Source organism: Candidatus Electronema sp. JC, assembly GCF_048287365.2.
Lineage (GTDB): Bacteria > Desulfobacterota > Desulfobulbia > Desulfobulbales > Desulfobulbaceae > Electronema.
This window is the reverse complement of sequence record NZ_JBLWEM020000067.1, coordinates 1-24,125: the sequence shown is the minus strand read 5'-3', so window position 1 is coordinate 24,125 and position 24,125 is coordinate 1. Positions and strand designations below refer to the sequence as shown.

Sequence of the window (24,125 nt, the reverse complement as noted above, 5' to 3'; positions counted from 1 at the left end):
GGTTACGTTCTGGTTCGGTGAGTTGTGTGTAATGCTTCATGCGCGCTCCTCTTGCTTGGCGGTGAGAATTGAGCCATCATGTTACCATAACTCACTCTTTTCTCAACCCCGCAAAAGTTGCACTTACAACTTGAATCCACGCAGCAAACATGGGCAGCGTACCGTTCTTTGGGGTTGATGCCCGACGCACGGAGCGATGCTCCGTGCTGATGAACAAAACTCCTTCGGAGTTGCCGCCAGCCCAACGGGCTGAAATTCACCAGCCCAAGGCAACGCCTTGGGCGTTTGATCAGCAATGAGCATCCCCAATCTACGCCCTGAATCTGTCGACCTGCTGCGCCGCATGTTCAGCGGCCAGAAAACACCTTGGTCTGCTGACATATCGGCTGATATCTTCTTTCAGGAAACCGCTGCGCAGGGCATGGCACCGCTGCTGTTTCGCAAAATCAGCAAACAAGACTGCTCTGACTGGCCGCCCGACCTGCTGGCCAGATTGAAAGAAACAGCCCTGCGCCAAGCGGCAGCGGAACTGCTTTTAGAGGCTGATCTCCGCGCCCTGCTGCACGCCTTTGCTGACGCAGGCATTGAGCCGCTGCTGCTCAAAGGCACGGCCTTGGCCTACAGTCTTTATCCTGAACCGTGGCTGCGGCCCCGCTGCGACACCGACCTGCTCGTCGCTGAGGCTGAACGGGAAAAAGCGGCGGCTTTGCTGCAAGGCATGGGATATGAGACCCTGCTTGAGGAGAACATGGACTATGTCAGTGCGCAAAAGAGTTATTCTAAAACCGGGCCGGGCATCCGCTTCAGCTATGACCTGCACTGGCAGATCAGCAACACCAACCGCCAGTTCAGCCGCAGCTTTGCTGATGAGCATCTGTTTGCCGCCGCAGTTTCTGTTCCATCTTTAGGCGAACATGCCCGGACATTGAGCAAAATTGACAGCCTGCTCTACGCCTGCTTCCATCGGGCCGGGCATTTCTCCCACAGCGGCGACCGGCTGATCTGGCTGCATGACATCCACCTGCTCTGCCAATCCTTGACTGAAGCGGAAGCCGAGACCTTCTGCGCCAAAGCAAGGCGGCTGGAGATACGCGCCTTATGCGCTGATGCGATTGCTGTGAGCAAATCGTGGTTCAGCACAAAGCTGCCTGAGCAATTGGCGACCCTGATGGAGGCCAAGACAAACAATGAAACCTTTGCCGCACTGCTCAAGCCAGGCGGCAGACAGGTGGGCATCAAACATCACGCCCTGCTGGAGCTGAGAGCATTGCCTACATGGCGCGAGCGCATCCGCTTTCTCTTCCAGAACGCCTTTCCGCCGCCTGAATTCATGCGCTGGCGATACAGCGAAACATCGCCCCTGCCGCTTCTCTATCTCAAACGCTTCGCCGAAGCATTGTATATTTTTCTGAAAAGATAGAACACCCGGCGGCCCCGCTCAAGGTGCATAAATAGTGCCCTGAGCGGAGCCGAAGGGCAGCAACCTTGAATCTGCTCTACCATTTTTCCCCATCCCTTGTTAGAATAGGCAGACCTTGCTGGAGCACGGAGCGGTGCTCCGTGCTTGATGAACAAAACTCCTTCGGAGTTTCCGCAGTCCGAAGGACTGCAATTCATCAGCTCAAGGCAACGCCTTGGGCCTTTGTTTGCACCGACCTTTTCCACAGGAAGATTCCATGAATTTGCAGCAGGATTTGCAGCTGCGGCTGCAACAGAAGCCCGTTCTTCTCATGACCCACTTGGTGCTCGGCTATCCTTCGCTGGCCGTCAACCGCGAAGTGATCCGGCAAATGGCGGAGAACGGAGTGGATTGCATTGAACTCCAGATTCCTTTTTCCGAGCCGATGGCGGACGGGCCGGTGATTCTCAAGGCCAATCAGGATGCGCTGGCCGCAGGGATCAAGGTGCGCGACTGCCTCGCGTTCGCCGCTGAGATAGCGCGGGAATTCCCCCAGGTCAATTTCCTCTTCATGACCTACTACAATATCGTCTTCCGCTTCGGGCTGGCGGAGTTCATTCAGCAGGCGGCAAAGATCGGCATCAAAGGCTGCATCATTCCCGACTTGCCGCCGGAAGAGGGCGGGGACTATCTGCGCCTGACCAAGGAGAACGGTTTGGCTGCGGTCATGTTCTTCACGCCAACCTCCACGGATGAGCGGATGAGAGAAGTCGCCAGCAAAGGCGGCGGCTTCATCTACTGTGTGGCCCGCAAAGGCGTGACCGGCCAGCACACTGAGGTGGACGAATCCTTTGCCGCCTATCTGGCCCGCTGCCGCGCGGCAACCGGTCTGCCGCTGGCGGTTGGCTTCGGCATCTCCAGCCGCGAGGATGTGGCCATGCTGGAGGGCAGGGCGGACATGGCGGTGATTGGCACGGCCACGATCAAATTGGTGGAGCAAGAGGGCGCAGCAGCAGTCGGGCCATTCATCCGCTCTTTGGCCGGGGCCTGAATCAGTCGGCCACGTCCACCGTGATGTGATCCGCTTCGCGGTTGCGCAGGGTGAGGGTTCCGCCCATGACCCGCAGGGCCACCGGGTCGTTGAGCGGGGCGCGCTGCTTGACCGTGATTTCCGTGCCGGGCACGAGGCCCATTTCCCGGATGCGGCGGCCCAGCTCGCCGCCGACCCGGACAGCGGTGATCGTGCCGCTTTGATTGACCGCCATCTGGCGGAGGTTGATTTCAGGCATGTTTTTGATAAGTGCCATGTTGCAAGAGCCGGATGCGGCCTGATTGCCGCAGCAATCTATCATAGCCGCAGGCAGCGTCGTGTCAATTACTTTTTCAGCGGTTCAGCTTGGCGCGGCAGTCCCACAAAGAAGGAACGATTTGTCCTTGACAAAGAGGTTCGCGTTCAATAGGATGGGAATATGGACGCTGCTCCGCAGCAAATTGAAAACAAACAGTTAAAAGGAGGAAAAATTATGCCCGCGCCTATACACGAACCCAATAAGCATATCACAACTGCTGGTGTCAGAACAGGGAAAACGGATCCAAGACATTGGGACACGCTGTCGAACGGCAGAGGGATTTCCATTGACGTGGATCTTAAGCCAGAGAATCTTGACATCAGCAAACCTCTTGTCGTGGTCACATCACTTGTCGGAGAAAACAATCATTGGGCGACAACAGGCGGCAGTTCAGTGTACAATCTGACCCATGAAGGTTTCACTGTCTATGTCAGATGGATAGACGGTGGCCTACTAAACAGTGAGTTTGCTAAAGATCGGGGCTGGTATATTAACTGGATTGCCATGCAATACTAATCTCGCTCATTTATTCTGCCGTTGATTCGCAGCCACGGTTCAGCGCATGAGCCGTGGCTGTAGTTTTTTGATCAGCGCAGCGCCTGCCGTGATCATTCCGGTCAGCGTCGCCCACAACGATTTCCTCTGTTCCTCTTCCGCCGTTCCATCCGCCCCGCAGCTTGACTTTTCGCCCAAATCAGGTAATATCCTCAGCACCTTTCTTCAACGTCGGACACGACGGTCTGTCAACAGAAACCGCCCGGACAACTATGCTGAAAATCAACGAGCACTACCTGAAGCTCCAGGCTTCATATCTTTTTTCCGACATCGCCAAGCGGGTGGCTGCGTTCCAGCAGGCCAGCCCGGACAAAAACATCATCCGCCTCGGCATCGGCGATGTGACCAAGGCGCTGCCGCAAGCCTGCGTCGCCGCCTTTCACAAGGCCGTGGACGAGATGGCGGCGGACAGCAGCTTCCGGGGCTACGGCCCGGAGCAGGGCTACGCCTTCCTGCGCGAGGCCATTGCCAAAAACGACTTCCAAGCTCGCGGAGCCGAGATCAGCGCGGACGAGATCTTCATTTCCGACGGGGCGAAATGCGACACCGGCAACATCCAAGAACTGTTCAGCGCAGATGCGCGGGTGGCGATTCCTGATCCCGTGTATCCCGTCTATCTCGACACCAACGTCATGGCCGGACGCACCGGCGCGTTTGCGGATGGCCGCTATCAGGGCTTGGTCTATTTGGACTCGACCGCAGAGAACGGCTACGTGCCTGCCCTGCCGAGCGAGCCGGTTGATCTGATCTATCTCTGCTTCCCCAACAATCCGACCGGCGCAACGGTCAGCAAGGCCGTGCTGAAGCAGTGGGTCGACTACGCCAAGGCCAACAAGGCGTTGATTCTCTTTGATGCGGCCTACGAGGCCTTCATCCGGGATGCATCTCTGCCGCATTCCATCTACGAGATTGAAGGAGCGCGGGAAGTGGCGATAGAGTTCCGCTCCTTGTCGAAAAGCGCGGGCTTCACCGGCACCCGCTGCGCCTACACTGTCGTGCCGAAAGAGTGCGCCGCATACGACAGCGCGGGCGGCAGGCAGCTCATTCATCCGCTTTGGAACCGCCGCCACAGCACCAAGTTCAACGGCGTGTCCTATCCCGTGCAGCGCGCTGCCGAGGCGGTTTATTCGGACGAAGGCCAAGCTCAGTGCAAGGCCCTGATCAGCGGCTATCTGGAGAATGCCGACCTGATCGCGGCGGCGGTCAAGGAGCTGGGCTTTGATTATGTCGGCGCGGCCAACGCGCCGTATGTCTGGATCCGCTGCGGGCGGGACTCATGGGAATTCTTTGACCTGCTGCTGAACAAGGCGGGCGTTGTCTGCACGCCGGGCGCGGGCTTCGGCAGATGCGGGCAGGGCTACATCCGGCTCTCCGCCTTCAACTCCCGCGAGAACGTGGTCAAAGCGATAGAAAGGATCAAAACGGCGCTGGCCTGAGCGTCAGGCCGAATGCGGACTGCAAGCAGCCGCAATTTTTACACTTCATACAGGAGCAACGTTGTGACGGATTATAAAGTGGCGGACATGGGTCTCGCCGACTGGGGACGCAAAGAAATAGCCATCGCTGAAACCGAGATGCCCGGCCTGATGACCCTGCGGGCTGAGTACGGCGGCGACAAGCCGCTGAAAGGCGCGCGTATTGCGGGCTGCCTGCACATGACCATCCAGACCGCCGTGCTGATGGAGACGCTGGTCGAGCTGGGCGCGGAGCTGCGCTGGTCGTCCTGCAACATTTTCTCCACGCAAGACCATGCGGCGGCGGCGATGGCGGCGGCTGGCATCCCCACCTTCGCCTGGAAGGGTGAGACGGAAGAGGAGTTCTGGTGGTGCATCGAGCAGACCATCTTCGGGCCGGACGGCTGGCGGCCCAACATGATTCTGGATGACGGCGGCGACCTCACCCAGATCATGCATGAGAAGTACCCGGAGCTGATGCAGGAGATTCGCGGCATCTCCGAGGAGACCACCACCGGCGTGCATCGGCTGAACGAGATGGCCAAGGCGGGCAAGCTGCTCGCGCCAGCTATCAACGTCAACGACTCAGTGACCAAGTCCAAGTTTGACAACCTCTACGGCTGCCGCGAGTCGCTGATTGACGGCATCAAGCGGGCCACGGACGTGATGATTGCCGGCAAGGTGGCCGTGGTGGCTGGCTACGGCGACGTGGGCAAAGGCTGCGCCCAAGCACTCCGCAGCATGGGCGCGGTGGTCTGCGTGACCGAAATTGATCCGATCTGCGCCCTGCAGGCGGCGATGGAGGGCTACCGGGTGATGACCATGGAAGAGGCCGCGCCCATCGGCGACATCTTCGTCACCTGCACCGGCAACCTGCGGGTGATCGGCAGGCCGCACATGGACAAAATGAAGGATCAGGCCATAGTCTGCAACATCGGCCATTTTGATTCAGAAATCGACATCGCCAGCGTCCGCGAGCTGCCATGGGAGAACATCAAGCCGCAGGTCGATCATGTCATCTTCCCGGACGGCAAGCGCATCATCGTCCTGGCTGAAGGCCGTCTGGTCAATCTCGGCTGCGCCACCGGTCATCCCAGCTTTGTCATGAGCAACTCGTTCACCAATCAGGTGCTGGCGCAGATGGAGCTGTGGAACAACTCCAATCTTTACGAGAAACAGGTCTATTTCCTGCCCAAGAAGCTGGACGAGATGGTGGCGCGGCTGCATCTCCAAAAGATCGGCGCGCATCTGACCACGCTCAACAAAGAGCAGGCCGCTTACATTGGTGTGAATGTGGACGGGCCGTACAAGCCGGATTATTACCGGTATTAAGCCGTTTCGGCGGTATTGCGCGCAGGGGCGGAAAATCTTCCGCCCTTAATTTTTCAACCGAAGGACACTTCCAGATGACTGACGAAAGCAAAGTGAATCAGCAGGATATTCCGGTTTTCAGAATGCAGAAGATGTATCTGAAAGACCTGTCTTTTGAAAATCCCAACGCCCCGCAGGTCTTCCTGCCGCAGGAGCAGGAGGCCAAGGTGGATTTCAATCTGCGTTTGGGCAGCAGAAAAATTGACGAGGATCATCACGAGGTTTCCATTGCCGTCACCGCCAAGGTGCTGAATCAAAAGGCGAACGACTCGGTCATGTTTGTGATCGAGCTGGAGCACGCGGCGGTCTTCATGCTGAAAAACATTCCGGCGGAGCATCTTCAGCGGGTGCTGGCTGTGGACTGCCCGCTGATGCTTTTTCCCTTCACCCGTCAGATCGCCTCCCAAGTGGCTGTGGACGGCGGCTTCATGCCCTTTCTGATGGAGCCGGTCAACTTTGTCGCCCTGTACGAGCGGGCACAGCACAAGGATGCCTGAACCGCTCCGGCAGAAATGGGGAAAGCCCGGACAGCGGCTGCTGTCCGGGCTTTTTTTTAGCGGGTGAACCCGCCTGCCGCTACCGCTTCAAGCCGGTTTGGACAAAATCGGCCATCAGCGCGCTGCTTGCTTTTTTGATCGCCTGATCAAAGAGATCATCATACTGGCTGTCCGCCAGCACTGATTCCGGCGCAACCCGCACCTCCACCTGATTGGTCCAAACCACCTGCGCGTCATAGGCGTTCTGCACCCAGATGCGCAGCCGCACCACAGCCTGATCCACTTTGCCGCCGTGCTTGGCCATCGCTCCAGCCGCGCCGCCGACCGCCGACCACAGAATGGTCTTGTCGCGCCCGCCGCCGCTGCCGAGCGCCGCGCCCCAAAGGCCGCCAGTGACGACATCGTCTAAATTGTCATACTGCTCCGCGTCGGCGAAGCCGAAGGCCGCTTGACTGGCCGTGCCGATGACAAAGGGGATGAGACCCCGGCGGCGCGGGTCCCATGTGTGATCCTGCCGGGTGCGGAATTCCAATATCCGGCCTCGGATGATATAGTCTGCGCCGAATTTGCGCCCAATTTTGACCACTTCCTGATCGCTGAGGCCGTGTGTTCCAGGGCTGTCGGCCACAGAATTTCTGCCGCCAAGCTGCTGCTCCTGCTGCATCCGCATGTAGTCTTTGATTTTGTCCTTCATCTGGTCGGACCAGTCCGGGTCCTCCAGCTCGCTGGCCAGCGAAGCGGAACCGCCGCCGTCGCTCTCGCCGTAGGGAGCAAGGCTGATGATCTTCTGCTCAACCAGATGATCGAACACATCCTCCTGCACCGGGGCGTTGAAGCCGTTGCGGCGGAGATTGTCCGTCAGCGACTCAGTGACCAGCAGATGACGGCGGAAGGCTGAGGCGATGCGGTCGCCGCCGCTGTAGTCGGCAAAAGGCAGCACGACGGCGGTCATGCCGTTGCCCTGAGCATGGGGATGGCCGCCGGGCGGAACCATCACGGTTTGCACAGAGGTCTGGCCGCAGCCTGTCAGCATTCCTGCCAGCAGGGTCACTGCGTAGGTAATCTTCAGCAGGTTCATGGTTGCTCCCGGATGAAATGCTCAGTTGATGATGCGCGGCCGCAGCAGGATGATCAGCTCACGCTTGGTCTTCTTTTTTTCCTCGTAGCCAAAGAGATATTTCAGATACGGAATGTTCTTGGCTCCGGGGAGATAGCTCCCCTCTTTGCTATCTACTTCGCTGATCAAACCGCCGACGACCAGCATCGAGCCGTCTTTGATCTTGACTGTGGTGCTGATCTCACGCTTGTTGACCACCGGCAGGCCGATTCTGTTGCCTTGGCCAATCTCGACATATTGAATTTCGCCACTCAGTTCAGATGTAATAGGTACAAGATGCATAATAATTTCACCATCTCGCTTTACTACCGCAGAGAGAGCCAAGCCAACACCAGATAAAATTTCTGCTGTGGTTATGTCAGAGGACATCGCCCCAGAATCGCCTTCTGTTGTTGTCTTGACCTCTTTGATGTAGGTCACATTCCTGCCTACAGAAATTAAGGCAGGCTGACCGTTCATCACGCTGATTTTAGGATTGGACAGGATCGAAGTCTGTCCCTGTTCCTGCAAGGCTTTAATAAACGAGGTGAAGTTGAAACCGGTCAACGTCACGCCGGTGGAGATGGCTTCGCCCAGCCCGCTGGCGCTGGTGAGGAAGGTGGCGGCGGTGGTGCCCATGGACAGCGCGTCTGTAACCGTGCGCAAACTTGACTTGGAGCTGGAATCCAAACTGGTCGAGGCGGCGTTCAGCTCGCTGGCTGAAGATTCCTCGTTGAGACTTCCGGTCAGCGTGCTTTTAAGATTGCTGCTCAGGTTGTCAAGATTTTTACCGTCACCTGTGACATACGTGCTTTTATTGTCTGCGATGCGTTCGCCAATTGTTTCCGTGCTTGACACAGAGCCGTCCTTCAAATTGCTGGCGCCATCAAGCTGATATGCGCTGCTGCTGGACTTGCTGGAGGTGTCCGTGGTGGTGTCGGAAAAATCAGTTGACGCGCTGCTGATGCTTTCATCGCCGCTGTCCCGGCTGTAAGTTTTGGTTTTACCATAATACGAGCTGGAAACATTCAGATTATTCAGCAGCATGTTCCAGTTGATGCCCAGCGAGGAGCTGTCGCTCAACTGCACTTCAATAATTTTCGCCTCAATCAGGATCTGCTTGTACAGCTCCTTTTCCAGAGCAGCTATATAGTCACCAATTCTTTTTTGCAATGATTTTGGCGCATTAACCGTAATTAAGCCGACTGGTTTGTCAATGGTGTAGGTGGAATCAGTTGAAGAAACCCGACGGGCCAGCGGCGCAGGAGCAGTCTCCTCTTCACTGTCTTTGACATTAGCTGTTTTTTTTGAGTCTTTGTTGTCGCTTACCGCCTTCGATGTTGGTACTGGCGTAGCGACTGACGAACTCCACGTCGCTATAAGGCTATCAAGGTTTTTTTGAATAATCTCCCATTGATCAAATTTGTTTTCCCAAGGCTGATTCTGAAGCGAACCTGCCATTGAGCCGGTGAAAGTATCATAATACTGCCTAATAAAGGGCATAGCTATCTGATACTGCTTCGTCTCCCGGTATTTGATCACCAGTGTTGAACCTTCGACTTCGTGAAAATAGTCGAGCTGCCGCAGAATATTGTCAATCGCCTCGTAAAAATTGTCATTGGGCGTGACATCAATATCCACCAGCAGCTCCTGATCCACGTCAGGTGCCCAGCTGAGGCTCATGTTTTTTGTTTTGACAATGGCCTTCATCGCCTCCCGCAGCGGAATGGGGGCAGCGGTGCTGATGTTGGCGCCGACTTTCAGCTGAAGGCCGTCCAAGGATGACACGCTGTCCGCGCCGGAACCGCTGCTTCTGTCCTCGCTGACCATGTAGCCTGCCTGCCGGAAACGGGTGGGGAGCAGGGACGGCTCGACCACAGTGTTGTGCTGCTGCGGCTCTGCCAAAGCCGCAGCGGGCGGCGGCGTGTCATTTTTTTTGCCTTTGTCCACGCAGGAGCAGAGCAGCAGCAGAGGAAGAGCCGCCGCAAGACAGCCAGGCAGCAGGCGGGTATGAATGTTCATTGCGATATTTCCTGAGTGTGTTAGTTGGAACGCGTCCTGTTGACGATGAACGTCCTCAGATCCGGCGGCACGCTGAAACCGGCATGAAGGATGGCTGTGTACACTTGATCAGCCTCCGTTTTCCGGCCCTGCTGGTCAAGAATGCGGCCCCGCGAGACCATTGAATCCAAGTCCTCGCCGTGCAGCTCGCCGTATTTGCCCAGCAGACGCAAAGCGGCTTCAAGCTGCCCCTGCCGCTCGCTGAAGACCGCGTAGCTGAACAGCGCCTCCCGGCTCGGCTTGCCGCCGCTGATGCTTTGATCAAAATATTGCTGCGCCTGCGGATTCTCCTCCATGTTGGCATGGCCGATGGCCGCATTCAAGGCCGCGCTGCTGTTTTTTTTGTCAGCGGCCAGCGCTTTCTTCGCGTAATAGACAGCTTTGGCGTTCTGATTGAGCCGAACCAGATAAATTGAAGCGATCTTGTTGGCCAGCTTGCTCCTCTCCTGCCGCTCCACCTTGTCCGGCCAAAGATCAAGAGCTTTCTCGTAGAGCTGCACAGCGGTCTCCAAGCTGCCCTCTTTCTCCGCCCGGATGCCGAGAGCGGCAAATTTTTTCGCCTCGGCGGCCTCCGGCGGCGCAGCCTGGCCGTCGCCGCTCCCTTTGCCAATCACCACCAGCGGGCCGCCGCTTTTTTTAGCCGCGCCTTCCGGCTCGATGCTGAGGGAGGTTTCCGCCGAACTGCGCTGCGGCCAGACAAACTCTTTGTCCTTTGGATAGATGACAATCGTGTTGTGCCGCTGCTCCTTGGCCAAGTCCTTCAAATTGAGAACGATGTCCAAGACGAAATCCCACGGCACCTCATGGAGGGCAAGGGTCAGCGTGCCGGATACGCCTTCAGCGACAATGATGTTGTAGCCGCTGATCTCGCCCAGCAGACGGAAGACATTATGCAGGTCAACTTTGTAAAAATCAACCGTGATCAGCTCGCCGACGCTGCCGCCGAACGGCATATTCGCCGCCGGAGCGTCACCTGCCGCCGCTGCCGCAGGTTTGCTGACGGCTGCGCCGACCGGCTTCAGAGGATTGGCCGGCAGATGAGCCTCAATCGAGCTGCTGGCCGGATCCGCAGCCTGCTTTGCCGCATTTTGCGGCGGAGGCGGAGCAGGGGCGGGAATGGACAGCGGGGCGGCAGCCCCGGAAGCGGCAGGCGCGGCAGCCTGCTCCTCTTCAAAAAAATTGGCGAGTGTCAGGACGATATTGTTGCCCTGCCGGGCTACCGTGTGCTGCATCTCCGCGTCAGTCAGGCTGAATTCAAGCAGCAGCGACCGCTCTTTCGCAGTGGCCTTGACATCCGTTTTAAACGCCAGCAGCGAGGCGCTCAGCTCCGCCGCGCTTTCCGTCTCCGCTTCAGCAAGATCAAGAACTATCTTGCCCGGCAGCTTGTAGTCGTCATAGGACGGATAACGTGAGCAGTAAATGGTGATTTCCAAATTTTTTCCAGTCTGCTGGCCGCTGATTTTGACAATCTTGTTTTTTTCAGCGGCAGGGGCGTTGTCCTGCCCGTCTGCTGCGGCCTGAGCCGATGGCGCAGACGCGCTGCCGCCCGGCTCTTGAGCTGCTGCGTCAAGCGGCTGCATGCTGCCGCCGCCCAGCAGCCCGACCGCCGCAGCGGCTGCAAGCAGAAAACAGGCGCGGCTGCGGCGTGCATTTTCCTGACAGTCTGGCAAAACAAAATGCGGCATTTTTTTCTCTCCCTCTGTTTGCAAAAACACAGCCATTTCTTTTTGCATTCTTTCTTTTCGGCCTGACAGATTTTTTTTCACAGCTATTTTTTCTCTTCTTTCTTCAGGGTCATAACCACTTCATTGCTGATTTCACGGCCTGCTCTGGTTCTGGCGGTCTCCAAAATGACGACCTGGTCGTTTTCAATGCTGACAATCTGCCCGCGTTTGCCGATCAGCATCCCCTCGCGTAACATATAGCCCTTGCCGGTCACATCTTCAGCCATCGCCATCATGCCCGTTCCTCTGCCCATGATCGCCACCAGCCGGAGCTGGCCCGGCTCAAACAGCCGCATTCCCTCCAGAACGACACCGCTTTCCTCGTCAATGATTTCGTCATCGGGTTTCTTGCTGGCCGCTTCTTTGGAAATAAAAGGATAAAACGGATCAGGCCGGTTGTCTAACTGATAGTCAAATTTAATTTTTTTCCGATCGCCGCCAGACTCTGCCTGCGCGGCGGCGTTCTCAGCAGGATCAGCAGCTGAAAGCGGCTCCTGCGCGGAAGCCGCCGCCGCCTGAATCAGTCCTGCCGCCCAAAGCGCGGCTGTCAAAATGTGTTGCTGTGAGCTGAACCGCATTGTTTCCGCTCTCTGTTTTTATTTTTTCGGACCACCTGAAGCGGGCGGCGGAGCCGCAGCCTGCCCTGTGAAGCGGTAGGTGAGCAGATTGCAGGAGGAATCGAGCAGAATTTCGCCGGCCACGTCCTGCGGGCCGCCCATGTTGATGTTGTCAACAGTGACCAGCCGGTCGAGTCCGCTCACCTCGCCAAGAAAATAGCCCACATTATGATAAGGGCCTTTGATACGTATGCTGATGGGAATTTCTGCATAAAAATCCTTTGGCGACTCGTTTCCGGGTTTGAATTCGACAAAATCAAGACCTGCCCGTTTGCCAAGGTCGGAAATATTGCGGAGAAGACTGGGGATTTCCTGATCTTTTGGGAGAATGACAGACATTTCTTCAAACTTTTGCTCGGCATCTTTCAGCTCATTTTCATGCCGCTCTTTATTTTTTGAAGCAGCTTCCGCCTCCGTGACTTTGCCGACAAGCTGGTCTCTGTTGATTGTCAGCTCGCTGATTTTCGCTTGCTTTGGATTGTAAAATAAAAAAACAAACAAAGCGACGGGGCCGACTATCAACGCCGCAGCAATGCCAATTTTGGCATTTTTGTTCAACGGGATATATTTCTCGTTGAGAAACTTCTTGAATTTTTCGTCAAATTTTTCTTGAGCCATATTATTTTCCTTGCGCCGCAGCTTCAGCCCCTTCTTCCTTTTTTTCTGTTTCAGGCATGGAGACAGCACAGGACAGAGTGAACTTTTTTAAATTTCTGCCTGCATAAACCGACAAAGAGGAGCTGGAAAGCGTGACGCTCGATATATACTTTGAGTCTTTGAGCTTTTCAAGGTATTCGGCAACAGTCTGGTTGTCCAAAGCCATGCCGCTCAAATTCATCGAAGCGCCCGCTTGGTTGAGCGAAGTCAGCCACAAGCGGTTGTTCGGCGTGAGATCAGCCACTTCATTAAGCAAATGCGCGGTCAAAGCGGAACTTTTTTCTAAATTTGCGATCAGATCAGTCTGTTTGTCCACTTCCTCCTTTTTTTTCTTCAATTCTTCAATTTGCTGCAAAATTTTTTCCAATGCCGCTTTTCTTGACTCTAAATCTTTTATTTCTGCGTCCAAGCTGCTTACTTGGCTGTTCAGCATAAACGCCGCAAGAATTAAAATCGTCACAAGTATGGCAAAGACAATGCCGAAGGCTGCAAGCTGATTTTTCGCAGCGACCCGCTGCTTGATTTCCTTGACCGGCAGAAGATTGATCCGAAGCATGGCTCAGAACTCCGCAGGCCGGATGGCCAGTCCAGTGGCTATCGACATCTGCGGGGCTGCCGCCTTAAGATATTCCATGTCGATTTTTTTGTTGATTTTCATGCCTTCAAACGGATTGAAGGCGATGACCTCCAAGCCGGTCTCATGAGCGAGATATTCTTGCAGGCCGTGGACTTTTGAGCCGCCGCCGCTGAGCACCAGCGCGGTCAGCGGCTTGCCGGGATTGTTGTTGCCGTAAAGGTCAATGGCCTTTTTGATTTCCAGCACCCATCTCGTGCTGATTTTATTAAAAATGTTATGCAGCACCTCCATGTCCTCTTCATCGGCCTGCTGGCGGCCCAGCTTGATGTTCTCGGCCTCGCCGTAATCGATATTCAACGTTTCGGCGATGTCTTGACTGATCTTGTCGCTGCCGGTCACCACATCGCGGGCCAGCACGGAGGCTCCGCCCGCAATGATGTTGATGTTCATCTTGGAAGCTCCGATATCAACGACGCAGACATTTTTTTCGCTGCCCGCCACCGTGTTCCAGATGTTCTCCAAAGCGAAGCCGTCGACATCCACCAGCACCGGCACCAGCTTTAGCCCTTCAATCATTTCCAAATATGCGTCCACGACTTCTTTTTTAGCGGCGACCAGCATGACCTCGCTGCGCTCCATCTCGCTTTTCGCCTGCTTGATCACTTGAAAGTCAAGATACACTTCCTTGATGTCGAAAGGAATGTATTGCTCAGCCTCCTGATGCAGCCGTTCGGCCAGCTCCTCCTGATTTTCTATCTCGATATTAATTTTTTTAACAATCACCGAATATCCAGATATAGACAGACCGACTCTTTTATTTTTTATCTTTAAATTGTCGCGCAGCTCATTGATTGCGTCCCCAACGTCTTTCGGATCGTGCAGCACCCCGTCCTCAACAGAGCCGGGAGAGAGCGCGGCGGTGCCGAGCGCCACAAGTTCGTAGCCGTCTTTGCCGGACCGCTCCACCTGGCAAATTTTCACGGCATGAGAACCGATGTCAATGCCGATGACGGGAATTTCCTTTTTTGCCATGGTTCGTCAATTTGTTTTTTTTCATGCCGCTCCGGAAGCGGCCCGCCTTTACATGTATAACGCAGAACATAAAAAAAAATCAAGAGCAGTTTTATTTTTCTGCTCCGCCGACCTCAGTTGACGGTCACCAGCTGCCGGACCCGGATGCTGTTCTTCGCCGGAGCGTAGGCGTACAGCGCGCCGCCCTGATAGCTCTGATAGTGCCGGAGCACCTTGTCCACATAGCTGATGGTCTCCGGGATGCGGGGGATGCCGCCGCTTCGCATCACCCTGGTCGGGCCGGCGTTGTAGGCGGCAAGGCTGAGGCGCACATTGCCGTTGAAGTTGTCCAGCATCTCGCGCAGATAACGGGTGCCGCCATAGATGTTCTGCCACGGATCGAAGGGGTCGCTGACTTTGAGATGACGGGCGGTGCCGGGCATGAGCTGCATCAGCCCCTGCGCGCCTTTGGGCGAGACGGCCCAGCGGTTGAAACCCGATTCAGTTTTGATTACCGCCTTGACCAGCAGCGGATCGACTTGATGAATGCGGGCCGCGTGCTGAATGTGGTAATCAAAATCGCTCCGCTGTTCCGCCGCCGGGCGACCGAAACGGAGCATCCGCCGGTCGATGCTGCGCACGGCGGGAGCGGTGGTGATCATCAGCCGAGGCTGGCCGGAAGACACATTGTAATTCAGCGGCTTGCACCGTTTGTCGCCGGAGACGTTGGTGTAATGCACCACACCGCGTTTGTCAGTGTATTTGCAAATTTCTCCCTGCGCCTGCCCGGTGAGGGCGAGCAGGCTTGACACAGCGGCAACGCACCACAACGCGCAGGTCTTCATGACAGACACCTTGTTTTTTGATTTTTCAGCTTATTTCCGCCGCTTCTCCCAGTCAGCGAGGAACTGCTCCATGCCAAGGTCGGTCAGCGGATGCCGGGCCAGCTGGGCGATGACTTTGTAAGGAATTGTGGCGATGTCCGCTCCGATCAGCGCGGACTGAATCACATGCATCGGACTGCGCACCGAAGCGACGATCACTTCGGACTTATAGCCGTAGTTGCGGAAAATGGTCATGATCTCACTGATCAGCGCCATGCCGTCTTGGGCGATGTCGTCCAAGCGGCCAACAAAGGGGCTGACATAGGCCGCGCCCGCCTTGGCCGCCAGCAGAGCCTGCGCGGGCGAAAAAATCAGGGTGACGTTGGTGCGGATGCCTTCCGCAGCCAGCCGTTTGACCGCCTTCAGCCCTTCCGCCGTCATCGGCACTTTGATGACGATGTTTTTGTGCAGCTTGGCCAGCTCGCGGCCTTCAGCGACCATGCCGTCCGCGTCCAAGCTGATCACCTCGGCGCTGATCGGGCCGTCGACCAAGGCGCAGATGTCAGCCAATATCTCGTTGAAAGGCCGCTGCTCTTTGGAGATCAAGGAAGGATTGGTGGTCACGCCGTCCACCATGCCCAGCTCCAGTCCTTTTTTTATTTCCTCAATGTTGGCCGTGTCAATAAAAAACTTCATTCGTCCTGTCCTTTCGTTCCGCCGGTGAATGCGTCGCAGCAGGATTCGCTGCAAAAATAATATGTTCTGCCGTCCTGCCGGAGCCGGACCGCCTCTTGTTTCGGGATGAGGATGCCGCAGACCGGATCTTCCACCAGCACGTCCTCGGCAGCTTCCTGCCGCTCCTGCTCGCGGAGCAGTTCCGCCTGAATCCTGTCGTGGAGCTGGCGGCGGAGCAGCCGCCAGACAACATAGACCAGCGCGGCGAGCAGAAGCAGCCGCAGCGGATTCATGCCAAACCTCCTGATGCGCAGAGTTGCCAATCCATATGACCATTATAGTCGCGGCAATGCAAAAGTCGAACCAATTTTTCTTTTTCCGCTGCTTGCGCTCAATCATTCTGATGAAAATATTCAGTTTGATCGAACGCATCTTTCCCTATGCGAAAGCTGGCAAAAAAGGTTTGACTTCCATCCGCATTTCCGGTAGTAAGTTTCAGTCGTGAAAAACGAACAACGCAGCCGCCTGTTCCGGCTGTCCTTTTTTTTACCGAGGCACCAGGAGCTGTTCTATGATTTCCGTTGACATCACCGTCCTCTTTCACATCATCAACATGCTGGTTTTAATGGCTGTCCTGAACCGGATTCTCTACAAGCCGGTCATCGCGGTCATGGACAAGCGGCACGACACCTTGGGCAGTATGAGCGGCGAGGCCGAGCAGTTCGAGCAGCACGCCCGCGCCCGGCAGGCCGAGCTGGACCGGAAGCTGCACGAAGCCGGCCTCAAGGCAAAAAGAGCCTTGGAGGCAGCGCGGGGCGAAGCCGAGCGGGCCGGGGCGGAGCGGCTGGCCGCGATCCGCGCCGAGGCGGGCGGCGAGAAAGAGCGGCAGCTTGCGGAAATCCGGGCCAGCTTTGATGTCGCCCGCAGCGAGCTGCTGGGCAACATCAACAGCGTGGCCCAGGACATGGCGGCCAAGATATTAGGAAGGAGCGTGCAGGCATGAAAATGAAAAAAATTCTGCCGCTGCTGGCTGCGGCTTGGCTCTGCGCCGGGACGACGGGAGCGGTTTTGGCTGAGGAGCATGGCGGCACTCAGCATGTCCAAGCGGCGGCGCAGCAGCCGGAAGGCGGTCATGCGGCTGCTGTTCATGCCGCAGCTGACGGACACGGGACAGAGGCGGCGACTCACGGCGGAGAGCACGGCGGCACTCATGCCGCGCCGATGATCACCGGCGAAAAATTGAAAGACCTGCTCTGGCGCGCCCTCAACTTCGCCGCGCTGGTTTTCCTGCTGGTGAAATTCGGCGGCAAGCCCATTGTTGCAAGCCTGAGCAGCCGCCGCAAAGCGATTGAGGAGGAGCTGCAAGAGCTGCAAGCCAAGCGCGACGAGGCCGAGCGTTCCTACAAGGAATTTTCAGCGCGGCTGGAAGGCATGGAGGCTGAGATTGAGCTGACCGTCAGCCGGGCATTGGCTTTGGCGGGCGAGGAGCGGGACAGAATACTTGCCGAAGCTGAGGCGGCGGCGCGGGACATCCGACGGCAGGCTGAGGCGGCGGTAGCCACAGCGGCGGCGGCGGCCCAGCGCCAGCTCCAGAACGAGGTGGCCGAGCAGGCGGCGGCAATGGCCGAGCAGCTGCTCATCAAGAACCTGACCCCGGCGGATCAGGTCGCGATCATTGAACAGTATCTGGAAAAGGCGGCGCAATGAGACAGATCATCTTAGCCAAACGCTACGCCAAGGCCATTTTCACCCTTGGCAAGGAAAACGGCGCGGTGGACGTGTATGCGCAGACGTTGCGCGACATCGCCGACCTTTTCAGCAATCCTGAGCTGGGCATCGCGGACGCGCTGACCAATCCCCTCTATCCCTTGGATGCCCGGCTGAAGGTCATGGCCGGCATCGCTGAGGCGGCGGGCGCGGACTCGCTCTTGGGCGCGTTCCTCCACCTGCTGGTGGAGAAAAAACGGGTCTCGGCCCTGCCGGAAGTCGCGGGCCAGCTGCGGCACATGCTGGAGCGCGAGGAGAACATCAGCCACGGCTGGGTCACGACCGCTGTCGAGCCGGACGAGGCCCTGCTGGGGAAAATCCGGGCCGCGCTGGAAAAAATTACAGGAACTAAGGTTATTCTTGAGGCGCAGGTTGATCCTTCGATCATCGGCGGCATGGTGGCCAAGGTCGGCGATCTGGTGCTGGACGGCAGCATCCGCACGCAGCTTCAGGAATTAAAGGAATCCATCAAGGGGAGAGTGTGAGTCAGATGCAGATCAAAGCCTCGGAAATCAGCCGGATCATTAAAGATCAGATCGCTGGCTACAAGAGCGGCATAGACCTCAAGGAGACCGGCACGGTCATCTCCGTGGGCGACGGCATCGCCCGCGTCTATGGCGTGGAGAACTGCCAGGCCATGGAGCTGCTGGAATTTCCCGGCGGTATCATGGGCTTGGCCCTCAACCTTGAGCAGGACAACGTCGGCGTGGCGGTCATGGGCGACTGCCGCAAAATCATGGAAGGCGACATCGTCAAGCGCACCGGCAAGATCGCCGAGGTGCCGGTCGGGCCGGAGCTGGAAGGCCGGGTTGTGGACGGCATCGGCCAGCCGATTGACGGCAAAGGGCCACTGAATGCCAAGCTGACCCGCAAGATGGAGGTTGTCGCCCCCGGCGTTATCGCTCGGAAAAGCGTGCATGAGCCGTGCTACACCGGCTACAAGGCGGTTGACGCGATGACTCCGGTCGGGCGCGGCCAGCGCGAATTGGTCATCGGCGACCGCCAGATCGGCAAGACCGCCCTCTGCGTGGACGCGATCATCGCCCAGAAAGGCACTGGCGTGCACTGTGTTTACGTGGCCACCGGCCAGAAGAAATCCACAGTCGCGCTGGTGGTTGAGGCGTTGCGCAGGCATGGGGCGATGGAATACACCACGGTGGTCGCCGCCTGCGCCTCGGATCCCGCGCCGATGCAGTATGTCTCGGCCATGACCGGCTGCGCGATGGCCGAATATTTCCGCGACAACGGCCAGCACGCGCTGATTGTGTATGATGATCTGTCCAAGCAGGCCGTGGCCTACCGCGAGCTGTCCCTGCTCCTCCGCCGTCCGCCCGGACGCGAAGCCTATCCCGGCGACATTTTCTTCAACCACTCCCGCCTGCTGGAGCGGGCCGCCAAGCTGAACGACGCGCTCGGCGCAGGCTCGATGACCGCCCTGCCGATCATTGAGACCCAGGCTGGCGACGTGTCCGCCTTCATCCCGACCAACGTTATTTCCATCACTGACGGCCAAGTTTTCTTGGAGCCGAGCCTCTTCTTCGCCGGTGTTCGTCCGGCGATTAACGTCGGTATTTCGGTCTCCCGCGTCGGCGGCGCAGCGCAGGTCAAGGCGATGAAGCAGGTCGCGGGCACGCTGCGGCTTGATCTTGCCCAGTACCGAGAACTGGCCGCTTTCGCCGGTTTCGGCTCCGATCTTGATGCGGCCACGCAGGCCAAGCTGACGCGCGGCGAGCGGCTGGTGGAAATCCTCAAGCAGCCGCAGTATCAGCCCCTGCCGATGGAGAAGCAGGTCACGATCATCTTCGCGGGCACCAAGGGCTTTCTTGATGAATTCCCAGTGCAGATGCTGGCAGAGTACGAGCAGGAGCTGTACGAGTACATTGAGCTGAACGAGCCGTCGATTTTCGCTGAGCTGCGCGAGAAACAGGCCATTTCGCCGGAGCTGGATCAAAAAATCAGGGCGACGCTGAAATCCTTCGGCAGCACCTTCAAAACGGCCAAGGGCCTGAACTGAGCGCGGGACACGAGCCATGCCAGGACTGAAGGAAGTCAAAAACAAGATTGAAGGTGTCTCCAAGACCTCGCAGATCACCAAGGCGATGAACATGGTCGCCTCGGCCAAACTGCGCGGGGCGCAGCAGCGCATGGAGGCCTTCCGTCCCTATGCGGCCAAGTTCGCCGGGGCGATGCAGAAGCTCTCCGGCGGCGCGGGCGCGGGCCAGCCGCTGATGGCGGTCCGCGAGGTGCAGAGCGTGGAGCTGATCGTCATCAGCTCTGACCGGGGGCTGTGCGGCAGCTTCAACGCCAACGCCATCAGCAAGGCCGAGAAGCTGATCGCCCAGTACGAGCGCGAGGGCAAGAAGGTCACGCTGGTGACTGTGGGCAACAAGGCGACGCGGGCCTTCAAACGCTCCGGTAAAATCCGCCGCTCCTTCACGGACATCATGGGCACCTTCCAGATGTTCAACGCCCGCGAGATCGCGGAGGAGGTCGCAGAGCAGTTCCTCAGCAAGGCGGCGGATCAGGTTGAGCTGGTCTATGCCCGCTTCAAGTCGCTCTCGGCTCAGATTCCGACGCAGGAAACCCTGCTGCCGATCCGGCCTGCGGAGCAGCAGAACGAGGCGAATCCGACCGAATACCTCTTCGAGCCGTCGCCTGCCGAAATCTTAGAGAACCTGCTGCCGCTCTATCTGCATGTGCAGGTCTTCCACGCCATGCTGGAAGTGGGCGCGGGCGAGCAGGCGGCGCGGATGACGGCGATGGACAACGCGACCACGGCCTGCGGCGACATGATCAGGGAGCTGAAGCAGCTCTACAATAAGGCCCGGCAGGCGGCCATCACCGGCGACCTGATGGACATCGTCGGCGGCGCAGAGGCCCTGAAAGGCTAAGAGACAGACGAATTTTCAGAGAGATTCTGGGAGATATAGAAAATGGGCATAGGAAGAATCATTCAGGTGATCGGGCCTGTTGTTGACGTGGAATTCAAGGCTGCCGAGCTGCCGCCGATCATGAACGCCCTGTTCGTGACCAATCCGGGCATTGACAGCGTCGAGGAAAATCTGGTCATCGAAGTGGCCCAGCATCTGGGCGACAACGTGGTGCGCTGCATCGCCATGGATCAAACTGACGGCCTGGTGCGGGGCATGGCCTGCCGCGACTCCGGCGAGCCGATCTCCATTCCGGTCGGTGCACCTGCGCTGGGCCGAATCATGAACGTGGTGGGCAGGCCGGTGGACGGCCTCGGTCCGATTGACAAGAGCAAGACCATGCCGATCCACCGCGCCGCGCCGGAGTTCACCGAGCAGGACACCGAGGTCAATGTGCTGGAGACCGGCATCAAGGTGCTGGATCTGCTCGTGCCTTTCCCGCGCGGCGGCAAGATGGGCCTCTTCGGCGGCGCAGGCTGCGGCAAGACGGTCATCATGATGGAGATGGTCAACAACATCGCCATGCAGCACGGCGGCATCTCGGTCTTCTGCGGCGTGGGCGAGCGCACCCGCGAGGGCAACGATCTCTACATGGAGATGAAGGAGTCCGGTGTTCTCTCCAAGGCCGCGCTGGTGTACGGCCAGATGACTGAGCCGCCGGGCGCCCGCGCCCGCGTCGCCCTGACCGGCCTTACTGCCGCCGAATATTTCCGCGACGAGGAAGGCCAGGACGTGCTCTTCTTTGTGGACAACATCTTCCGTTTCACCCAGGCCGGCGCGGAGGTTTCCGCTCTGCTGGGCCGCATTCCCTCAGCGGTAGGTTATCAGCCGACGCTGGCCACGGACCTCGGCGCCTTGCAGGAGCGCATCACCTCGACCACCAAGGGTTCGATCACCGCTGTGCAGTGCGTTTATGTGCCTGCCGACGACCTGACTGACCCGGCTCCGGCTACCACCTTCGCCCATCTCGACGGCACGGTTGTTCTTTCCCGCCAGATCGCCGCGCTGGGCATTTATCCCGCAGTTGATCCGCTCGACTCCACCTCGCGCATTCTTGATCCCAACGTGGTCGGCGAAGAGCATTATCTGACCGCCCGGAGGGTGCAGGTCTCGCTCCAGAAGTACAAGGAGCTGCAAGACATCATCGCCATTCTCGGCATGGACGAGCTGTCCGAGGAAGACCAGCTGCTGGTGGGCCGCGCCCGCAAGATCCAGCGTTTCCTCTCTCAGCCCTTCAGTGTCGCCGAAGTGTTCACCGGCATGGCAGGCAAATACGTGAAGGTTGAGGACACGGTGCGCGGCTTCAAAGAGATTCTTGACGGCAAGCACGACGATCTGCCGGAGAACGCCTTTTACATGGTCGGCACAATTGAAGAGGCGGTTGAGAAAGCGGCGGCGGAACAAGCTCAGGCAGCCTGATTGCAGGCAGAGGTGACAAGCAATGGCACAGATTCATCTGGAAGTGGTGACACCCTCCGGGCCGGTGGTCAGCGAGGATGTGGACATCGTCACCGCGCCGGGCAGCAGCGGCGAGTTCGGTGTTTTGGCCAATCATGCGCCGTTCCTGACCACGGTGAAAACCGGAGTCCTCCATTACAAAAAGGACAAAGAGCTGAAGTATCTGATGGTCAGCGGCGGTTTTGCCGAGGTCTCAGACAACACGGTCACGTTCTTGGTGGAGATTGCCGAATACGGCCATGACATTGACGTGCCCCGCGCCCTGCTGGCCAAGGAGCGGGCGGAAAAAAGTCTGGCGCAGCAGCAGGCGCATGACGAGAACGTCAGCCGCGTCCAAGCTGCGTCGGCCTTGCAGCGGGCGATGGCCAGAATCGCGGCGGCGGAGCGGTGTTCGAGGCAGCTGTAGCAATCAGCCGCAGCGCCGGAGCAGCGATGAGCAAGGGCCGCCCCTCAAGGGGCGGCTTTTTTTGTTTTTGCAGCATTCACCCTGAAGGCTTCCCTTTGACAAGCCGCTTTATGACAATAATCCGACGCATCATACTGACCATTCTCGCAGCGGCACTCCTCCACGGCTGCGGCCCGGAGCAGGACATCCCTGCCAATGCCGACTACGGCAAAGGCCAAGACATCAAGGTGTTCAAGTTCTACGCCGACTGGTGCCCGCCTTGTCAGGCCATGAAGCCTGAGTATGAGAAGATGAAGAAGCTCTACCCGCATGTTGCCTTCTACGACGTGGACTGGGACAAGAACCGGGAGAAGGCCGCGCAGTTCGGCATTGATGGCGTTCCCCATGTCATCAAGCTGACAAACAAGAGCGGTGTGAAGAGACAATCTGGCTACATGAGCAGGAATGCTCTGGTGCGCTTCATAGAAAATGATTAGCAGAGTAAAAGGCAGGGGCAAAAGATTTTTTGCCCCTGCCTTTTACTCTTGCCCTTTTGAACCAATTTAGGAGATGCCCATGAACACCAAAGAACGGATGGCCATTCCCCGCCAGCATCCCAAAGAGCTTGCGCCTGCGGAACGGATCAAGAGCTTTGCTGAAGTGACCGCCGGTTACGATGAGGCAACGGCTTTACTGGAGGCCAACCGCTGCCTGCAATGCAAGAAGCCTGCCTGCGTGCAAGGCTGCCCGATCCGCAATGACATCCCTGGCTTCATTGGCCTGCTGCGGGAGAAGCAGTTCGAGGAAGCCTACTGGAAGGTGCGTGAGACCAGCACCATGCCTTCGGTCTGCTCCCGCGTCTGCCCGCACGAGTTTCAGTGCGAGGGCAGCTGTGTGCGCGGCAAGAGCAGCGAGCCGGTGGCCATCGGGATGCTGGAACGCTACCTGACCGACTGGATGGTTGCCAAGCGGAAATCTATGGCCCAAGCCTGCGCCTTGCCCAACGGACGCAAGGCAGCGATTGTCGGCTCTGGCCCGGCAGGCATCACCGCTGCGTATCTGCTCGCGCATCAGGGTTATAAATGCACGATCTACGAGGCCCTGCCGGTCTTTGGCGGGATGCTCTCAGTCGGCATCCCGCACTACCGCCTGCCCCGCGACATCATTGGTGCGGAGCTGGCTTCCCTGAAGAGCTGCGGGGTGGAGATCAAGCTGGGCGTGACCATCGGCAAGGACAAGACCCTGCACGAGCTGCGGGAAGAGGGCTATGACGCGGTCTTCATTGGTGTTGGTGCGCATGAGGGCAAGCGGCTGGGCATCGAAGGCGAGGAGAAGACCAAAGGCGTGCTGCACGGCGTGGACTACCTGCGCCGTGTGCTGACCGGCGAGGAAATGCACATCGGCAGGAAAGTCGTGGTTGTGGGCGGCGGCAACGTGGCCATTGACGTGGCCCGCACCGCCCTGCGCACCGGCTCGGATCAGGTCTTCATCCTCTATCGCCGCACAAAGGAAGAGATGCCTGCTTCCAAGGAGGAGGTGCGGCACTTGGAAGAGGAAGGCGTGCGGATTGAGTTCCTTGCTGCCCCGGTCAAGATTCACGCCGATGCTGACGGCAAGCTGACCGGCTTGGAGTGCGTCCGCATGGGTTTGGGCGAGCCGGACGCTTCAGGCCGCCGCCGTCCTGTGGAGCAGGCTGGCTCGAACTTCATCATTGAGGC

At 57.9% G+C, this 24,125-nt stretch carries 27 protein-coding genes; 16 read left to right on the top strand and 11 right to left on the bottom strand.

The genetic code is table 11. The features are described 5' to 3' along the window. Positions 1-295 precede the first annotated feature (295 nt). A complete protein-coding gene (locus ACNKH3_RS11700) occupies positions 296-1,420 on the top strand; it encodes a nucleotidyltransferase family protein (RefSeq protein WP_420209359.1) in 1,125 nt (374 codons plus the stop codon). A 256-nt stretch (positions 1,421-1,676) separates the two neighbouring features. Continuing rightward, positions 1,677-2,450 (top strand): tryptophan synthase subunit alpha, encoded by a 774-nt coding sequence (gene trpA, locus ACNKH3_RS11695; protein WP_420209358.1) that lies wholly within the window; start codon positions 1,677-1,679, stop codon positions 2,448-2,450. Position 2,451: 1 nt separating this feature from the next. On the opposite strand, the gene ACNKH3_RS11690 is transcribed toward trpA, so the two are convergent. After that, complete coding sequence (locus ACNKH3_RS11690) at positions 2,452-2,688, bottom strand: FeoA family protein (protein WP_420209357.1); 237 nt, start codon at positions 2,686-2,688, stop codon at positions 2,452-2,454. A gap of 180 nt (positions 2,689-2,868) precedes the next feature. Between ACNKH3_RS11690 and ACNKH3_RS11685 the strand changes: the two genes are divergently transcribed. From ACNKH3_RS11685 to secB, 4 genes are all read left to right on the top strand, one after another. Then, complete coding sequence (locus ACNKH3_RS11685; RefSeq protein WP_420209356.1) at positions 2,869-3,264, top strand: hypothetical protein; 396 nt, start codon at positions 2,869-2,871, stop codon at positions 3,262-3,264. Between the two features lie 251 nt (positions 3,265-3,515). Further along, a complete protein-coding gene (locus tag ACNKH3_RS11680; RefSeq protein ID WP_420209355.1) occupies positions 3,516-4,739 on the top strand; it encodes an LL-diaminopimelate aminotransferase in 1,224 nt (407 codons plus the stop codon). A gap of 12 nt (positions 4,740-4,751) precedes the next feature. Then, complete coding sequence (gene ahcY / locus ACNKH3_RS11675) at positions 4,752-6,089, top strand: adenosylhomocysteinase (protein ID WP_420209354.1); 1,338 nt, start codon at positions 4,752-4,754, stop codon at positions 6,087-6,089. 74 nt (positions 6,090-6,163) lie between these two features. Then, the gene (gene secB, locus ACNKH3_RS11670) at positions 6,164-6,625 is read left to right on the top strand and encodes a protein-export chaperone SecB (protein ID WP_420209353.1); all 462 of its coding nucleotides are present in this window, start codon (positions 6,164-6,166) and stop codon (positions 6,623-6,625) included. 79 nt (positions 6,626-6,704) lie between these two features. Here secB and ACNKH3_RS11665 read toward each other — a convergent pair whose 3' ends face one another. The 10 genes from ACNKH3_RS11665 to ACNKH3_RS11620 form a co-directional block, all read right to left on the bottom strand. Then, entirely contained in the window at positions 6,705-7,703 is a 999-nt protein-coding gene (locus ACNKH3_RS11665) for a hypothetical protein (protein WP_420209352.1), read from the bottom strand. A 21-nt stretch (positions 7,704-7,724) separates the two neighbouring features. Next, positions 7,725-9,743, bottom strand: coding sequence for a hypothetical protein (locus ACNKH3_RS11660; RefSeq protein WP_417916751.1), 2,019 nt, complete (start codon positions 9,741-9,743; stop codon positions 7,725-7,727). Between the two features lie 20 nt (positions 9,744-9,763). Continuing rightward, entirely contained in the window at positions 9,764-11,467 is a 1,704-nt protein-coding gene (locus tag ACNKH3_RS11655; RefSeq protein WP_417916752.1) for a hypothetical protein, read from the bottom strand. Between the two features lie 83 nt (positions 11,468-11,550). Then, positions 11,551-12,057 carry a pilus assembly protein PilP gene (locus ACNKH3_RS11650; protein ID WP_417916753.1) on the bottom strand — a complete coding sequence of 169 codons (507 nt, stop codon included), beginning with the start codon at positions 12,055-12,057 and terminating at the stop codon, positions 11,551-11,553. 45 nt (positions 12,058-12,102) lie between these two features. Next, on the bottom strand, positions 12,103-12,741 hold the full coding sequence (locus tag ACNKH3_RS11645) for a type 4a pilus biogenesis protein PilO (protein ID WP_420209351.1): 639 nt from the start codon (positions 12,739-12,741) through the stop codon (positions 12,103-12,105). Between the two features lies 1 nt (position 12,742). Next, positions 12,743-13,189, bottom strand: coding sequence for a PilN domain-containing protein (locus tag ACNKH3_RS11640; RefSeq protein ID WP_420209350.1), 447 nt, complete (start codon positions 13,187-13,189; stop codon positions 12,743-12,745). Positions 13,190-13,339: 150 nt separating this feature from the next. Continuing rightward, complete coding sequence (gene pilM / locus ACNKH3_RS11635) at positions 13,340-14,389, bottom strand: type IV pilus assembly protein PilM (RefSeq protein WP_417915834.1); 1,050 nt, start codon at positions 14,387-14,389, stop codon at positions 13,340-13,342. A 113-nt stretch (positions 14,390-14,502) separates the two neighbouring features. Then, positions 14,503-15,213 (bottom strand): transglycosylase SLT domain-containing protein, encoded by a 711-nt coding sequence (locus ACNKH3_RS11630; RefSeq protein WP_417915833.1) that lies wholly within the window; start codon positions 15,211-15,213, stop codon positions 14,503-14,505. Positions 15,214-15,243: 30 nt separating this feature from the next. Then, positions 15,244-15,888, bottom strand: coding sequence for a fructose-6-phosphate aldolase (fsa, locus tag ACNKH3_RS11625; protein WP_417915832.1), 645 nt, complete (start codon positions 15,886-15,888; stop codon positions 15,244-15,246). Beyond that, the gene (locus tag ACNKH3_RS11620) at positions 15,885-16,160 is read right to left on the bottom strand and encodes a YHS domain-containing protein (protein ID WP_420209349.1); all 276 of its coding nucleotides are present in this window, start codon (positions 16,158-16,160) and stop codon (positions 15,885-15,887) included. Before ACNKH3_RS11620 ends, fsa begins: the two co-directional genes overlap by 4 nt. Between ACNKH3_RS11620 and ACNKH3_RS11615 the strand changes: the two genes are divergently transcribed. The 10 genes from ACNKH3_RS11615 to ACNKH3_RS11570 form a co-directional block, all read left to right on the top strand. Then, positions 16,159-16,356, top strand: a complete 198-nt coding sequence (locus ACNKH3_RS11615) for a hypothetical protein (RefSeq protein WP_420209348.1) — start codon at positions 16,159-16,161, stop codon at positions 16,354-16,356. The genes ACNKH3_RS11620 and ACNKH3_RS11615 overlap by 2 nt on opposite strands. A gap of 82 nt (positions 16,357-16,438) precedes the next feature. Next, entirely contained in the window at positions 16,439-16,870 is a 432-nt protein-coding gene (locus ACNKH3_RS11610) for an ATP synthase F0 subunit B (RefSeq protein ID WP_417915830.1), read from the top strand. Further along, a complete protein-coding gene (locus ACNKH3_RS11605) occupies positions 16,867-17,574 on the top strand; it encodes an ATPase (RefSeq protein WP_417915829.1) in 708 nt (235 codons plus the stop codon). Before ACNKH3_RS11610 ends, ACNKH3_RS11605 begins: the two co-directional genes overlap by 4 nt. Continuing rightward, complete coding sequence (atpH, locus tag ACNKH3_RS11600; RefSeq protein ID WP_417915828.1) at positions 17,571-18,119, top strand: ATP synthase F1 subunit delta; 549 nt, start codon at positions 17,571-17,573, stop codon at positions 18,117-18,119. Before ACNKH3_RS11605 ends, atpH begins: the two co-directional genes overlap by 4 nt. 5 nt (positions 18,120-18,124) lie before the next feature. After that, positions 18,125-19,648, top strand: a complete 1,524-nt coding sequence (gene atpA, locus ACNKH3_RS11595; RefSeq protein ID WP_420209347.1) for a F0F1 ATP synthase subunit alpha — start codon at positions 18,125-18,127, stop codon at positions 19,646-19,648. A gap of 16 nt (positions 19,649-19,664) precedes the next feature. Then, a complete protein-coding gene (gene atpG / locus ACNKH3_RS11590; protein WP_420209346.1) occupies positions 19,665-20,525 on the top strand; it encodes an ATP synthase F1 subunit gamma in 861 nt (286 codons plus the stop codon). 42 nt (positions 20,526-20,567) lie between these two features. Further along, complete coding sequence (gene atpD, locus ACNKH3_RS11585; protein ID WP_420209345.1) at positions 20,568-21,983, top strand: F0F1 ATP synthase subunit beta; 1,416 nt, start codon at positions 20,568-20,570, stop codon at positions 21,981-21,983. Between the two features lie 22 nt (positions 21,984-22,005). Continuing rightward, on the top strand, positions 22,006-22,428 hold the full coding sequence (locus ACNKH3_RS11580) for a F0F1 ATP synthase subunit epsilon (protein ID WP_417915967.1): 423 nt from the start codon (positions 22,006-22,008) through the stop codon (positions 22,426-22,428). 110 nt (positions 22,429-22,538) lie between these two features. After that, on the top strand, positions 22,539-22,904 hold the full coding sequence (locus ACNKH3_RS11575) for a thioredoxin family protein (protein ID WP_417915968.1): 366 nt from the start codon (positions 22,539-22,541) through the stop codon (positions 22,902-22,904). 79 nt (positions 22,905-22,983) lie between these two features. After that, the coding region (locus ACNKH3_RS11570; RefSeq protein WP_420209344.1) for an FAD-dependent oxidoreductase at positions 22,984-24,125 on the top strand (1,142 nt) is incomplete at its 3' end.